17 protein-coding genes are annotated in these 14,439 nt (G+C 54.9%); 1 reads left to right on the top strand and 16 read right to left on the bottom strand.

What is annotated here, in order from left to right:
- Positions 1-34 precede the first annotated feature (34 nt).
- From spoIVA to HPY58_03030, 4 genes are all read right to left on the bottom strand, one after another.
- Positions 35-1,513 carry a stage IV sporulation protein A gene (gene spoIVA / locus HPY58_03045; protein NPV28634.1) on the bottom strand — a complete coding sequence of 493 codons (1,479 nt, stop codon included), beginning with the start codon at positions 1,511-1,513 and terminating at the stop codon, positions 35-37.
- Positions 1,514-1,692: 179 nt separating this feature from the next.
- Positions 1,693-1,863, bottom strand: coding sequence for a hypothetical protein (locus HPY58_03040; GenBank protein NPV28633.1), 171 nt, complete (start codon positions 1,861-1,863; stop codon positions 1,693-1,695).
- Between the two features lie 26 nt (positions 1,864-1,889).
- Positions 1,890-2,588 (bottom strand): hypothetical protein, encoded by a 699-nt coding sequence (locus HPY58_03035; protein ID NPV28632.1) that lies wholly within the window; start codon positions 2,586-2,588, stop codon positions 1,890-1,892.
- Between the two features lie 283 nt (positions 2,589-2,871).
- Positions 2,872-3,876 carry a ketoacyl-ACP synthase III gene (locus HPY58_03030; protein NPV28631.1) on the bottom strand — a complete coding sequence of 335 codons (1,005 nt, stop codon included), beginning with the start codon at positions 3,874-3,876 and terminating at the stop codon, positions 2,872-2,874.
- A gap of 351 nt (positions 3,877-4,227) precedes the next feature.
- On the opposite strand from HPY58_03030, the gene HPY58_03025 reads away from it, so the two are divergent.
- On the top strand, positions 4,228-4,515 hold the full coding sequence (locus tag HPY58_03025; GenBank protein NPV28630.1) for a hypothetical protein: 288 nt from the start codon (positions 4,228-4,230) through the stop codon (positions 4,513-4,515).
- On the opposite strand, the gene HPY58_03020 is transcribed toward HPY58_03025, so the two are convergent.
- The 12 genes from HPY58_03020 to HPY58_02965 form a co-directional block, all read right to left on the bottom strand.
- A complete protein-coding gene (locus tag HPY58_03020) occupies positions 4,490-5,512 on the bottom strand; it encodes an NAD(P)H-dependent glycerol-3-phosphate dehydrogenase (protein NPV28629.1) in 1,023 nt (340 codons plus the stop codon). The two genes, HPY58_03025 and HPY58_03020, sit on opposite strands and share 26 nt — an antisense overlap.
- Before the next feature lie 47 nt (positions 5,513-5,559).
- Entirely contained in the window at positions 5,560-6,138 is a 579-nt protein-coding gene (gene plsY, locus HPY58_03015; GenBank protein NPV28628.1) for a glycerol-3-phosphate 1-O-acyltransferase PlsY, read from the bottom strand.
- A 22-nt stretch (positions 6,139-6,160) separates the two neighbouring features.
- Positions 6,161-7,474, bottom strand: coding sequence for a ribosome biogenesis GTPase Der (gene der / locus HPY58_03010; protein ID NPV28627.1), 1,314 nt, complete (start codon positions 7,472-7,474; stop codon positions 6,161-6,163).
- Entirely contained in the window at positions 7,456-8,829 is a 1,374-nt protein-coding gene (locus tag HPY58_03005; GenBank protein ID NPV28626.1) for a DUF512 domain-containing protein, read from the bottom strand. The genes der and HPY58_03005 overlap by 19 nt, the downstream gene beginning before the upstream one ends.
- Positions 8,830-8,881: 52 nt before the next feature.
- Positions 8,882-9,835, bottom strand: a complete 954-nt coding sequence (locus HPY58_03000; GenBank protein NPV28625.1) for a DUF3189 family protein — start codon at positions 9,833-9,835, stop codon at positions 8,882-8,884.
- A 10-nt stretch (positions 9,836-9,845) separates the two neighbouring features.
- On the bottom strand, positions 9,846-10,037 hold the full coding sequence (locus tag HPY58_02995) for a hypothetical protein (GenBank protein NPV28624.1): 192 nt from the start codon (positions 10,035-10,037) through the stop codon (positions 9,846-9,848).
- A 14-nt stretch (positions 10,038-10,051) separates the two neighbouring features.
- Entirely contained in the window at positions 10,052-10,939 is an 888-nt protein-coding gene (locus tag HPY58_02990; protein NPV28623.1) for a hypothetical protein, read from the bottom strand.
- Between the two features lie 9 nt (positions 10,940-10,948).
- Entirely contained in the window at positions 10,949-12,103 is a 1,155-nt protein-coding gene (locus HPY58_02985) for a stage II sporulation protein P (protein ID NPV28622.1), read from the bottom strand.
- The gene (locus tag HPY58_02980) at positions 12,081-12,818 is read right to left on the bottom strand and encodes a DUF1614 domain-containing protein (GenBank protein NPV28621.1); all 738 of its coding nucleotides are present in this window, start codon (positions 12,816-12,818) and stop codon (positions 12,081-12,083) included. Before HPY58_02980 ends, HPY58_02985 begins: the two co-directional genes overlap by 23 nt.
- A 96-nt stretch (positions 12,819-12,914) precedes the next feature.
- Positions 12,915-13,412, bottom strand: a complete 498-nt coding sequence (locus HPY58_02975; GenBank protein ID NPV28620.1) for a YhcN/YlaJ family sporulation lipoprotein — start codon at positions 13,410-13,412, stop codon at positions 12,915-12,917.
- A gap of 157 nt (positions 13,413-13,569) precedes the next feature.
- Positions 13,570-14,163, bottom strand: coding sequence for a molybdenum cofactor guanylyltransferase (locus tag HPY58_02970; protein ID NPV28619.1), 594 nt, complete (start codon positions 14,161-14,163; stop codon positions 13,570-13,572).
- An 11-nt stretch (positions 14,164-14,174) separates the two neighbouring features.
- A complete protein-coding gene (locus HPY58_02965) occupies positions 14,175-14,429 on the bottom strand; it encodes a zinc ribbon domain-containing protein (protein NPV28618.1) in 255 nt (84 codons plus the stop codon).
- Positions 14,430-14,439: the final 10 nt, after the last annotated feature.

Below are 14,439 nucleotides of genomic sequence, written 5' to 3'. Positions count from 1 at the left end.
CCAAAAAAAATCGGCCAGATATGAACGCATACCCTTAAATGATAATGCAGATGAGCCCCCCGCTCCCCTCGTTGACAATCCGCTGGACTGTTTCCTGCAATTTGGCCTGGGCATTCTCGGGCATCCGGTGGAGCTTGTTTTGAATTCCATCTCTTACCAGTTCATGAAGCGATTTCCCGAAGATATCCTTCTGCCAGATTTTCTGGGGATCGTCCTCGAACTCTTCCAGCATGTAGCGAACAAGTTCTTCGCACTGCTTCTCCGTTCCGATAATCGGGGTAATTTCGGTGGTAATATCGGCCCTGATAATATGAAGGGAAGGCGCACTCGCTTTTAAACGCACCCCGAAGCGGTTTCCTTGCCGAATCAGCTCCGGTTCTTCCAGAATCATCTCATCAAGACTTGGTGCAACAACACCGTATCCGGTTTCCCGAACCTCCTCCAGCGCCGGAGCTACTTTTTCCAGCTCGCGGCTGGCCCTGCTCAGGTCCCGCATCAACCGGAGGATATCGTGATCTCCGGCAACAGAAAAGCCGCTCAGCTCTTCAAGCACTTTGTAGAAAAGTCCTTCCCGGGCCCTGACGTCAACCACCGCAACACCGGTTCCCAGGTTGATGTCTTCGAGCGTTGCCGCTGCCACAAATTCGTTTTCACGTATCTGTTCAACTGCCCTGTCGATATCGCGAAGCCTGTTGACGCTCTGGATTGCCTCCTGGATGGCACGCTGAAAATCGGCACGCAGCCAGTGCATGGGATCAAGCTCCTCAACCCAACGGGGGAGGTTGACGTTGACCTCCTGAACGGGAAACTCATAAAGCGCCTCCTGCAAAATAGTGAGGATGTCTTCCTGGCTCATTTCTGCACAGTTCAGCGGAAGCACGGATACATCATACTTCTCCTCCAAATCCCTTACAAGTTCGGTTGTTTCTAAGGCTTCGGGATAAAGGGAATTAAGAATAACGATAAAGGGTTTGCCCAGTTCCTTCAATTCCCCAATTACCCTTTCTTCGGCCTCCAGGTAGTTCTCCCTGGGGATTTCCGTAATTGTACCGTCGGTTAAAATCACGATTCCAATTGTGGAATGATCTGCGATCACCTTTCTTGTACCGATTTCTGCAGCTTCCTGAAAAGGAATCGCCTCCTCAAACCACGGTGTCATGACCATGCGGGGCCCGCCCTCTTCCTCGTACCCCAAGGCGCCCTCTACCGTATACCCCACACAGTCAACCATTCTCACCTTCATTTTCAGTCCGTTCTTAATAGAAATTTCTACCGCTTCCTTGGGAATGAACTTGGGCTCTACGGTCATGATCATTCTCCCGGCGCCGCTCTGGGGAAGTTCGTCCTTTGCCCTTTCCCGATCGTGGGGATTGATAATGTTCGGCAGCACTAACAGTTCCATAAAACGCTTAATAAAGGTCGACTTTCCGGTCCGAACGGGCCCCACGACACCCAGGTAAATGTCCCCACCGGTCCTTTCTGCGATATCACGAAAAATATTAATGCTCTCCATGGTAACCCCCTCCCTACTTCTTTTTATGCAGCACAATCACCCTTTATTCCGTTTCCACTTCAAGGCTCAGAGGCAGTGCGTTTTTCGCGGGATTCTGCTGCCGGTAATATTTATATGTAAGTGAGGAACCGGTATTACCAAAAAACAACATTTCGGAGCAAAAAAATGAAAACGGGTTTTTATAGAATCCTTCTTATTGCGGCACGTAAAGAGAGGTCGTACTGGAGAGGGTCTCGGAGGAGGACGAAAAAGTCACCCAGCACCCGCGCCGTCTCGTCATGGTATTTCTTGATTAACTGGTTAGTGCTCTTGTCGATTAAATCGCTATCTGTTAACACCAATATCCCCAAAATCCCCAAAAATCCCACAAAGAAAATTATATCGCTTTTTCCAACGCCTCTTCCAGGAAATCCATTAGCAATGCCTGTTCGGATTGGTTAAGCTCAGCCAGGTTGTCCTGGAACCTGTCCAGGTGGCTGACAATCTGGGAAAGCAGCGGGAACTGGGTGGCTGTTTTCAGCATGCTGCCCATGGCGACGCCGGCAAACATGGCCAGTCCTGTTTCCGCCTTCGCCGCGCCCAGCACCACGTTTTTGACCAGCCCGAGGCTCTTTTCACTTAGGGTTTGCAGTTGCGCGATCAGGAGGGCGATCATGTACGCGCTGAAAATGAGGGGGCGTTCCAGGCCGGGCAGTTCGGCCATCAATTGCTCGATCAGTTCTTTGGGATTGGTCTTTTTCAGCTCTTCATACAGGGACAACAACCGTTCTTTGACTTGCCGCCATTCCTTAAGAGGGGCCTTCTCCTCCAAATCTTTCCCGGACAGCACCAGATCAGCCAGGTGGGTAGGCGCGAACAGCACCATTGCCCGGCCGGGAAACTTTTCTCCCTGGTTCACTTCGTACTGGCTGGACAAAAAGCCTTCCTTTTCTAATGTTTTCAGCATCTCGTACGCGCTCCACTTGCTGACTCCCAGCAGTTCGGCCACCCGCGCGTAATGCACCGGCAGGTTGGTAGCTTCGTAAAGCTGTTTAATCTTTTGCAGGAAGTCCATGCGCCGCCGGGTGATGCGCATTATATTTCCCTCCCCCAGGTTAGTCGTTGCTGTCAATTGATATTATCACCCCCCTGTACCTGCCCCGTCAAGGGCTGTAACATTTGAGCGAAACAAAACATGTTTTCAGGCCAGGATACGGTCTTCGATGTTGCCGGGACCATACCTCCGCAACCGTTTCCGCCCAGGCCGCCGCCCGCCGGTCCAAGAATTTGCCCACCTCCCCTTTCAGCACGTCGCCGGCGCCGTCGTGGGTGGGCGTGGCCCCGCTTTCCGCCACGATGTCCCGGAGCGCGGCGGTGATTTAGCCCGCCAGCCGGTAAGTGGCGACACAGGTGCCCCAGGCCAGGCCGGCGCCGAAACCCACCATCGCCACGACAGAGCCGGGTGCCAGGCAGCCGCTGCTGGCGGCTTCGTCCAGGGCGATGGGAATGGAAGCTGCGGAGGTGTTGCCGTACCGCTGGACATTAACGTAGACCCTGTCCCGCGGCAGGCCCAGCCGCTCCACTACCGTTTCGATCATCCGGAGGTTGGCCTGGTGGGGGACGAAAAGGTCGATCTGTTCAGGATCCAGGCCACATTGTTTCATGGCCAGGCGTAATTCCTCTTCCATCACCCGTACACCAAACTTGAACACCTCCCGCCCGTTCATGTGGATGTACTGAAGCCCCTGCCGCACCGTTTCCTCCGAGGCCGGAAATCGCGAACCGCCAGCCGGGACCTTCAAGATGTCCGCCCCGCGCCCGTCCGCCCCCAGGTGGCTGTACCACAAAGCGCCGCTACCCGCCGGGCGCAGTACCACCGCGCCGGCCCCGTCCCCGAAGAGGATGGCGGTCTGCCGGTCGCGCCAGTTGACAATGCGGGAAAGAATTTCAGCCCCGACCACCAGGACCGTCCGGTAGACACCGGTCCTGATAAACTGGGCGCCGACAGCCAGGCCATAGGTAAAACCGGCACATGCCGCCGACAGGTCAAACGCTGCCGCCCGGCTCATACCCAGGGCCTGCTGCACTAAGCCGGCAGTAGGTACCGTAAATTGGTCAGGCGTGGAGGTGGCTACCAGGATGAGGTCGACCTCCTCCGGGGTTACCTGCGCATCCTGCAATGCCCTCCTTGCAGCAGTCGACGCCAGGTGGTAGGTGGCCGTCCCGTCCCCGGCGATGCGCCGTTCTTGGATGCCGGTCCGCTGGACGATCCACTGGTCGGTGGTATCCAGCATCTTTTCCAGTTCGCGATTTGTCAGCACCCGCTCCGGTACGGCAGCGCCGGTACCGGTGATCGTCACAGAAGCACTGCTATCAGCCCTCATTCCTTCCTCCCATGATCTTTCTTTCACGCCCAAAAGAAAACCATCCAGAAAACTGGTGTGGTTGCCATCACAATCACCGGGCCGTGCGGGGGATATTGTCTTTCCCGGCAATGACCGGATTCCCCAAAAGCCACAAAAAACATTTAGAAATTATCCTGACCAACGTGCAGATCATCCGGTCACTCCCCACCTTTAAGACAGGTTACGCAGGATAGTTGGCTTATAAGAAGTTGCTGATGGGCAATAAGATAAACCAAAATTTCCCCAATTTCCCCGTTTTCTAAACTATAATACGCCTCCTGAATGATGTCAAGATGGCTAACAAACGATATGATCCTTACTCCCTGTCAAATGTCGAATATATCCCCCCGCCTCCCCTACAGTTGGAGTGGTGAGGTATTTTTGATTGCGCTCTTCTCTACGGCTTTTATATGGGCGGTCACCCTCCTGTATTTGCGAAAGGTTTGGTTTTACCGCGATCCGGTGCGGGAATGCCCCAGGGAGGACGGAGCGATCGTCGCCCCCGCAGACGGGCAGGTCATCTACATCAAACCCTTCCGAAACGGGGAGGTCGCCTCCGAAAAACTGGGCCGCTCGATCAAGATTGAAGAGATCACCAGGCTTCCGGCATATTTATAAAGTTTATGAATGCCTCCTCCACCTCGTGACGCTTGGATCTCAACATCAGATTAGAAACCGCAGCTCGAGGCGGCAAACCGGCAAAAAGGACCTGGTATGTTTGTTCTGTAATCGGCATTTCAATCCCGTAGCGAAAGGCGAGTCTCCGCGCGGCAGCGGTAGTCTTGATCCCTTCGACTACCATCCCCACTTTCTGGAGGGTTTCCTGAAGGCTGAACCCCTGGCCCAAAAGGATCCCCGCCCGCCTGTTTCTACTGTGCACGCTTGTTGCGGTAACAACCAGATCTCCGACTCCCGTAAGCCCGAGAAAGGTCAGGGGATTGGCTCCCAGGGCCACGCCCAGGCGGGCTATTTCCGCCAGGCCCCGGGTGATCAGGGCCGCCTTGGTGTTATCCCCAAAACCCAACCCCTCGGCGATTCCCGTTCCCAGTGCAATGACGTTTTTCAGGGCACCCCCAAGCTCGACACCTACCAGATCGGAATTTGTATAAACACGAAAACTGGAAGCCATAAAAAGATCTTGAATGCACTCGGCCGTTTCCCGGTCCAGCGCGGCAACCACAACCGCAGTAGGTATCCCCCGGCTTACTTCTTCCGCGTGGCTTGGCCCCGAAAGCACTGCCAGACGTCCGGCAAATTCCGGCAGCTCCTCGAGGATCACCTGGGAAAGGCGGAGGCAGGTCTGGTTCTCCAGGCCCTTCGCGGTATTAACCAGATAACAGCAGGAGCGCAGGAGAGGTCTGAGCAGCCCTGCCACCTCCCGGACGCTCTGGGAAGGAACAGCAAGCACGACAACCCTGGCATCTTGAAGAACCAGTGCCAGGTCTGAGCTGATTTCGATGCGGGGGGAGAGGTAGACACCCGGCAAATATTTTTTATTTTCGCGGGTTTCCGCAAGCTGCCGGGCCCTTTCCGGAGACCGCGCCCAGAGCTTAACCCCATACCCTTTGCCGGCAAGGTGAACGGCAAGAGCCGTCCCCCAACTTCCTGCCCCCATGACGGCAATTCCTTCTCCCAAGAACCTTCCTCCCTTCCTCTCCGGGTTTACCAGAAGCGGATCCGGGGCTCGGTGCCTTTCTGCAAACGGCGGATGTTGGGAAGATGCTTAAATACAATAAAGAGGGGAGCAGGAATGGCAAACAAAAAGTAAATCCAGGGTTCGCGGAAAAAAAGCGCAACCAGGGGAACGGACAGAGAAGCAACAATGGAGCCCAGGGAAACGTAACCGGTCAGGAGAACAACAGCAACCCAGATCCCGAAAGCCAACAGGATTACTTCTGGCATCAACGCAAGCACTACCCCCGCCCCGGTCGCAACCCCCCGGCCCCCCTTGAAACCGAGGAAAACCGACCAGTTGTGACCGATCACTGCGGCCAGTCCTGCCGCCACACCCCAGCCGGGCCCCAGGAGCGTCTTCCCCAGCAACGCCGGAATCAGACCCTTGATCAGGTCGCAGAAAAAAACAAGAATTCCCATTTTCCGCCCCAGCACCCGAAAGGCATTGGTGGTCCCGATGTTGCCGCTCCCGTGGGAACGCAGATCGATTCCCTTCAGTCTTCCAAAAAGGTAGCCGAAGGGAACTGCTCCCAGCAAATAACTTCCTGCAAGAAGAAAGACAGGCAAGCTACCCCTCCTTAGTTAACAATCACCTGCGACGGGCACGAAAGACCAAACGAACCGGGGTCCCTTCAAAACCGTAGGTCTTCCGGAGCTGGTGCTCGAGATACCGCCGGTAGGAAAAATGAACAAGTTCGGGGTTGTTGACAAAAAAAACAAAAACAGGGGGTTTAACTCCGGCCTGAACGGCATAGTAAATTTTCAATTCCTGCCCCTTCGACGACGGAGGGGGATTGAGGTAAACCGCCTCGCTCAGCCAGTTGTTAAGATTTCCGGTGCCAATTCGCTTTTCTCGTTCTGCAGCGACGTAATCCACAACATCGAGAACCCGGTCCACGCCCTTCCCCGTCAGGGCCGAAACGTAAAGGATGGGAGCATAAAAAAGAAAATCGAGTTCCGACCGGACTAAATCGTATTGCTTCACCTCATCCCCGTCTTTTTTAATTAAATCCCACTTGTTGATTATGATTATAAGCCCTTTTCCGGCTTCTTCAAGATACCCCCCGATCTTTTTATCCTGCTCGACCACCCCCTGGGTTGCATCCAGAACAAAAAGCACCACATCTGCCCGGTTGATCGCCTTTAAGGAACGGATCACACTGAAACGTTCCACACCTGGAGCCACACGGCTTCTTCTGCGGATGCCCGAGGTATCTACAATAATGTATGTTCTGTCGTCCTTTTTCAAAAAGGTGTCGATCGCGTCCCGCGTCGTTCCGGGAACCTCGCTGACAATCACCCGGTCTTCTTTCAAAAGGGCGTTCACCAGCGAAGATTTACCGACATTAGGCCTCCCCACCACAGCCACGCGCCTGCCTTCCCCCTCTTCTAAATCTTCATAAGCTGCATGGGGAAAAAGGGCAACAACCCGGTCCAGGAGTTCATCTACATTGAGTCCGTGCAGGGCCGAAATTGGAACGGGTTCACCCAGCCCCAGGGCTAAAAAGTCGTAGGCAACCTGGGAGTTTTTGAAGTGATCCACCTTGTTCACCGCGAGGACCGTCTCCTTCCCTTCCCTCCGGAGCAGCCGCGCAATCTCTTCCTCTTCGGTGGTGGGGCCGACCCGGCCGTCGACTACAAAAATAATGAGGTCCGCTTCTTCAATGGCTTTTTGAACCTGCGCCCGGACATGCTCGCCAAATTCGGGATCCTCTAAAAAAAGCCCCCCGGTATCTACTAAAGTAAAAGTGCACCGGTTCCATTCCACATCCCGGTAGAGACGATCCCGCGTGACTCCCGGGTGGTCCGCCACAACCGCGGTGCGGCTCCCCGTCAGGCGGTTAAATAACGTTGATTTTCCGACATTGGGACGGCCGATAATGGCTACAACCGGTTTTCCCAACCTTTTCTCACCACCTGTTCTCCGAAAAACCTGGAGCTTCCCCCGAGCACTGCTTCCAACAGGGCGCGGGCTGTGGGCTCGATCACCTGGAGCCGGCACCCCAGCTTTGAAGCAACCTCCCCGATCGTGCTGCCATCCAGCAGAAGGGAACTTCCCTGCCGCAGCAAAACCCGGGGGAGCAGAACCCTTTCTCCTTCAAGACCCCTCAGCCCCCACAGGAGATCCCTACCGGTCAGCAACCCGGCTACATTGATCCGGGGGCCAAAAAAAGTGTTGGGTATGGGTATGAGCCTGATATCCAAATTTCTAATCAAATTGAGCCGCGCAATCAAAGGGCGCAGCACCTTCGCTCCTGCAACTCCGGTCGCGATCAGAAAACGCCGGGGGCGGTGCAGGCGACCGGGAAGAAAGGGCAGGCAGCGGGCAAATTCTTCATAAAAGAGCCGGGAGAGACCGATCCCGTTTTCCAGTTGGGGAAAGTCGTCATAGAAAGCGTGCGGAGGAAAAGGGAGGTTCGCCCGGAGGTAAAACTCATCCGCCAGGTAAACAAAAGAGACTCCGAATTTCCGCCGAAAAAATTTTTGAACTACCGCGATCTGCCTGATGAGCCTGATGCATTCCGGTTTCGCAAAGGCCCGCAAAAAGGGGAGCTTCTTGCGGAATTTGGTCAAGCCAACGGGTACGATTCCGATTGAGTTCGCTTGCGGCCAAAACTCCGCGAGTTCCCTGATTGTTCGCTTAAGGTTTTCCCCGTCATTGATGCCCGGACACAGGACAATCTGGATGTGCATGGTGATGCCACCCCCGGCGAGGGCGGCCAGTTGATCCAGGACGGGAGCGGGTTCTCTTCGCCCCAGCATTTTCCCCCGGAGAACCGGATCTGTGGTATGCACCGAAAGATAAAGGGGGCTCAGGTGAAAGGTGAGAATGCGCTGGAGGTCGCAGGATTCGAGATTGGTTAAAGTAATAAAGTTTCCGTGCAAAAATGAAAGGCGGTAATCATCGTCTTTTTCATAAAGAGAAGGCCGCATTCCTGGAGGGAGCTGATCTACAAAACAAAAAATGCACCTGTTCCGGCAGCGACGGACTCCGTCGAAGCAATCCGTTGGAAAAACCAGGCCCAGATCGGCATCATAGTCTTTCGCGATTACCAGCTGTTCGATTTCTCCGTTCCGCCGGCGGATCTTGAGTTTAACCCTTTCCCCGCTGGTTAAATACCTGTATTCGAGCAAATCACGTGGGATTACGCCATTTACCGCAAGCAAATAATCTCCCGGCAGAATATTAAGAGAACATGCGAGCGAGCCGGGTTTCACCCCTGCAATTGTGATTCCTGATCTCTTTCTGCGGTCCATTCCTCAAGCCCAAACCTCAGCTTTTTTCAACATTATCCTTGAGCAAACCGGATTAGTCAAGAACCCCTTCCTTCAGGCGGGCCTGCACCCGGGCTCCCTCGGCACGGCAGGCAGCAATCGTTTTCCGGAAAACCCTTTTTTCAAAGAAACGCAACCCCTCCACCCAGCCAAAAAACCTGAAAAGATGCGCAAGCCCCCGGTAAAACCAGGAGGGCCTCACCTGAGATTCCACCACACACCAGTCCACCTCGGGTATTCCCAGCAGATTGCGCAGCTCCCGCAGGGTCCGGGCGACGACCTGAGGGTCTCTTCCTGCTCCTGCAAGATAGAGATCGCAGGTGTCGCGAGAGCCTACATGAGCTAAAGTTCCAACCTCCCCCGTAACCTGCTTTTGCCCGAAAACCCACTTGAGCACGAAATCGTCCTTCGCTCCGGGGTATAAATGAAAACCGGCGGTGAGCAGGACAACCCTGTAGTCTTGGGGACAGAGATAAAAAACTATCCGCCGGGGGAAAGCACATTTCTGGTAGTTCTGCCGCTCCTGAACCCTTTTTCTGAGTTCTTCCTCGACCTGATCCGCAAGCTGCACAAACCTGAAATATGCCAGCCGGGTTCCCAGGATAACCAGCGGCCTCCCCAGGGCCACCATTTTCAGGCGCCGCGATAGAAACCCGCCCAGAACCATGAAAAGGTTGATGGGTCCTGTTGTATCAACAGGATAAAGAGCATGATCGCGCCCGAAAATTTGGGCCGCCTTTTGCAAAAGAAGGGTTACATTGCGCCCCAGGGTGCGTTTTCCCAGCACGTACACCTCGTTTCCGGCCCGGTCGTGCCCGATCAGGCGGAAATGCCCGTGAGTTAACGGTTCGTCCCCATCGAAGTGGGGCACCTGGAGCAGCTCCCGGGCGCCGGGAACGCGGTCCCGGGGGAGAATGCCCAGGTGAATTCCCGCCGTTGTAACAGAGGAATGAGAGCCGCCATAGCAGTGGTAAATAACTTTTATCATCAACAAACCCCTAATGCTTGACGATAATCAATAGACCGTTTTCAAGATCGTGAACCATTCCCTTTAAGATCCGGCTCAAAACAAGGGCCATCCGCTCCTGCTCCTCCCGCGAGCGGGCAACAAAAACGGGCGCGCCCCCGGCAACAAGCCCCGGGTCCAGGGCAATCACCGCCAAGATCATTCCGATCAGTTCTGTTCCCATCACTTTCCAGCTCCTCAATCGGCCGCAATCGATCCTGCCCGGGAAGCCAGAGGCTTCCGGGAGGCGCTTTCTAAAACGGGGACTCTGTTGATGATCTCCCGCAGGCAGTCGAAATCCTTTTCAATCGGCAAAATAAACATGCCGATGGCGCCGGTATCGATGTTTTTCCGGGCAAGCGGAGTAAATTCCAGCTCCCCGATCTCCCGCTTTGTTCCCAAGAGGGCGGCGGCAGTATGGAGGATCGCCTGCCGCTGCCCGACATGATGGAGGGTTGCCCTGCCGTTGTCATCTTTTGGCTTAATCAAAACGGCAAGCCCTTCGGCAAGAATCTTCTCCCTTGCTTCAGGCAGGCCCACGTTCATCATAAAGATATCATCCACCATCAGGAGCGGCCCCTGGAAATGGAGGCGCGCCGGGACCACCTCCGCGAGATCCCCCACAACCTTTCCCTTCATCAAGAACTGAGAAGCAATCAGCAAGAAAACGGCAACTCCCAGGGCAGCCCACCAGCCAAGCGCAAGGGCAACCCCGCTTACGGTGAGAGCAGTTGCCATCGTCAGATAATTCCGGGCCTCAAAGGTCTTTGCAATCCCCTCAATGTAGTCGAAGCCCCGGGGGACAAGCTCTGCATCTTCCAGTTTCGCGAGGGTTTCCCTTTCCATGTTCCGAACCTGCCGGAACTCCTGCGCTGCCAGGGCCAGAAAGGTTACTGCAGTGAACTGCTTGAATGCCAGGGCAGGAACCAGCACAGAACCTATTAAGGCCGCAATAAAACCCAAGGCCAGATGCGTCACATAACCGTGGGGGTAGGTGGGGTACTGCCTGTAGTCCACCCGAAGCATAAAGAGCCTGGCCAGCACCCCGGCAGCCAGGCCCAGGACAATGCTCCAACTGTATGACATCTGCCGAAACTACCTTCCTCCTCCTTTTTTCCTGTTCGGAAACTCCACCTGGAAGAAGTTGCGGAACTGATCCCAGGCGCCCTTCCAGCTCCCTGTGTTGAGGTACAAGAAGCCGGCAATCGCCCCTCCCACAATCAGCACACCCCAGAAAAGCGCGCGCCAGTCTCCCCGGTTGGTAGGAGGAGCCGGAGGCCCGACCTCGGGCCTCACTCCTGTAATCCCGAAAACCCTGGGTAAAGCTTCGGCAAATAAGGCCACCCCCCGCTGCGCCGCTTCGCGGCTGTTGGTGTGGGCGCCTACTTCAATTAAAACAGAGCGAGGTGCAAGGTCTTGATTGAAATTTCCCCTGGAGATGAGAATCCCTTCGATCAGGCCGGGATGGGTCCTGTCAACCGCTGCCTTCAGCTCTTTAGCAAACTGAAGATTGGCGCTCATCCGGGGGTTCTCCCGGCCCACCACGATTTTCACCCTTGTAACGGGCTGGCCCTTGATTCTCGTACTGTAAACATCGGCCGGGACGGCATCCCGGTGGACGTCGATTAAAGCCAGGGGCTGCTTCTGGAGCAGCTGCGCCGCGGTGCGCCGGGAGCGGTAATAGGCATTGGCATCATGGGGATCGTGAGGCCTTAAGCTATGCAGGACGTTAAAACCCATGGAGCGCAATTTTTCTGCAAAAACATCCCCCACCTTAAAAATCCCTCCACGGGCGTAAATGCTGTCAGTTCCATCTGTGGGAACGTAGGATTCGTCGCTATGGGTATGGTAGATTGCAATCGCATTGCGCTGGCCTCTTGCCCGGCCCGGAAAAACCTGACCCTGCACAAGGTCCGAAGTGCTATAAATCGCCAGCTTCGCTTCTTTTTCTTTCCCTACCAGACGCGCGTAGGCATAATCCCCCTTCACCCTGATGATCCGGTAGCGCAGGTTATCTGCGGTGATGTACTCATCACCCCGGTAGAGGCGATGTGCCGTCCGGTGAATCACCTGATGATTTTCATCGAGAACCGTATAGTAACCCCCGTCGGTCCGCTCAATTTCAAAACCGCCGAAAAGATCTTTCCAGCCAGACCAAACGGGCTCCACCCTCCCGGTCAGTCCAATGCCGGCCAGAACAGCGAAAGTCAGCAAGAACATAAGGAGCTTAAAACTTTTCCCCCGGGCCACGGTCCTCACCCTCCTTGAAATCTTTCTGCGAGTTCACTTCATGAGACCTGACACGCAAATGTTTTAAGAGAGCCTGGGCCCTCCCGGTTTCCGCAGGGCCACCCTGAAGCCATTCTCTCGTTTCTCCGATGAATTCCGCTAAGAGCACGGCCAGCAAACCAGCCATCACAACCGCGTCAAAGGCGCCTCCCCCTCCGATCAGAACCGCACCGGGAGTCCCCGTAACCAACAGGCGAAAGTAGGTAATCACATCAACCAGGAGAATTCCCACCGTTGCAGCAATAAAAGCGCTCCGCCGCGACCGGCCGGTTAAATACGCAACAATGCCGCCGACCAGCGGGTAAACGTAAAGGGGATCCAGAAACATGCTTTCCGGTTCGGCTCCCAGGAGAATTCCCGTTAAATAAACAGCCCCTGCCGTTGCGAACACCCCTCCAAGAGCCCGCAATTTTTCCTTTGCGGTTTCCGTCTGAGTAATCAAATACCCGGCAAGAAATAGGGGAACAAGTCCTCCCCCTACATTCAACGAAGCCTCGAGGCGGGGCCCCCGGGGCAAGGGAATGTTAATAAATCCGCCAATAATGAGAGCGGCAATGACGGCGAGCGCTCCCTTGTCGGACAAGCGGAGCCGGTCCAGCACCCGCTGGGCAACTCCAAAATAAATGAGAATCGAGATAATCAGGAGGATGATGATTCCGACTGGAATCCGGGGCAAGGTGCGACATCTCCTTTCTTTGTTAAGGTTGTGCAAATTCAGAAGACGATATGCAGGGGAAAGAAAAAAAAGCCTGGTTTAAGAAACCCAGGCCTGCTAGCTTGTCCGGGGCGCAATCCGCCGCGAGATCTCTGCCAGTTCTGAAGCAAAATTCGAGACCGGTTTTCCTTTTTTAACGCCATCGGCAATCCTGCGCAGGCGGGCAACCAGGTCCGGATCGGAGGTAACATTTACCGTTGTTATACCCGGCTCTGCGGTTTTGACTCGCCTCACCACTTCGTTCTTGATTGCCGTAGTCCGGGTTTTTTCCACATTTGCCTTGAGATCCAATCCGACGAAGGCTGTTTTACCCGAAATGACAACGGTAGCCCGCCGGACTCCAGGCACCTTTGCGGCCTCCCGCGCAACCCGGTCTGCCATCCGTCTTGCTTCAGCCGGTGTTGTGGGAGCGGGCTTTCTTGCCGGGGAGGGCGCCTGCCTTGTCGCGCGCGGAGAGGAGGGAGCAGGTTTCCGTGCAGGCCGGCAGCCCCCCAGCAACAACCCGGCAACCAAAAATGCTGCGGTCAACAGCCCTGCCAAAAACCGCTTCTTCATTGTTTCACCACCTTTCCCGGCATATTTTTGAGCCTGCATTTTTAAGTTTCCACATCGTTAAGAAACGATACACGGTAAGATTAACCACCCCTGAAGAAAAAAAGGTTCGGTATTCACCGAACCGCAGAAGTTTTACCCGGCCCCTGAAGCCTGTTTGCTAAGGCCCTGGCCTCACAATCCGGGAGGCTTTTTTCAGGTCTTCTCTCGTGTTAATGTTGAAAAAGCTCCTGGCTCCTCCAAAAGGTGCTAACTCCTCTTCGGATACATACCGGATGCGAACGGAGCCATAAAAAGAAGTTACTTTGTACTTTCCTTCCTGCAAACTGGCCTCAATAAAAGGAAGGCAGGTCTTCCGGTAGACAGCAAAAAGGGGCTCCGGATACCCTCCGACCAGGGGTACCACCGCGTCGTCAGCGGGGCGCGCCTGCCCGACTAAATACGCCGCGAGGGCTCTGTTAACAAAAGGCATATCACAGGCTGTTACAAGGTTAAGATCACAAGGAGAAACAACGAGGCCTGTGTGAATCCCGCTTAAGGGACCCCGGCCCGAAATCAAATCACTGACAACCTCCACCCCCAAACCCTGGTACTCGGAGGGGGAGTTGGTGACGAGAATCAGCTTGGGAAAAACATCCTTTAAAACCGAGATAATACGGTCAATCAACCTCTGCGAAGCCAGTTCCGCAAAAGCCTTGTTGCCCTGAAACCGCGAACTCTTGCCTCCCGCCAGAATAATTCCCGCGGCTTTCATGCCCCCGGCTCCTAATAGCTCGGCAGGTGTAGTTTGTTCTTTGCATATTTCCCGCACCCGAACCTTTTTGCGCTCACGCAATTCCAGGCGACCCCGCAGCCGGGATCGTATTTCTGAGTAATCTTGACGTAATTAAAGCGCCGGAAAAGCTGCTGCAGTTCCTCGCCGCCGCAGCGGGGGCACCTCACTTTTTCCTGGTCCTGCCTTCTTACCAGCTTTGTAAATTCTTCCCCGCATCTTTTGCAACTGTAGCTGAAAACAGGCATCCTGCCTCCT

This window comes from Bacillota bacterium (assembly GCA_013177945.1).
GTDB lineage: Bacteria > Bacillota > DSM-12270 > Thermacetogeniales > Thermacetogeniaceae > Ch130.
The sequence above is the reverse complement of the archived record's forward strand: the minus strand, read 5'-3'. Positions and strand labels throughout refer to the sequence as shown.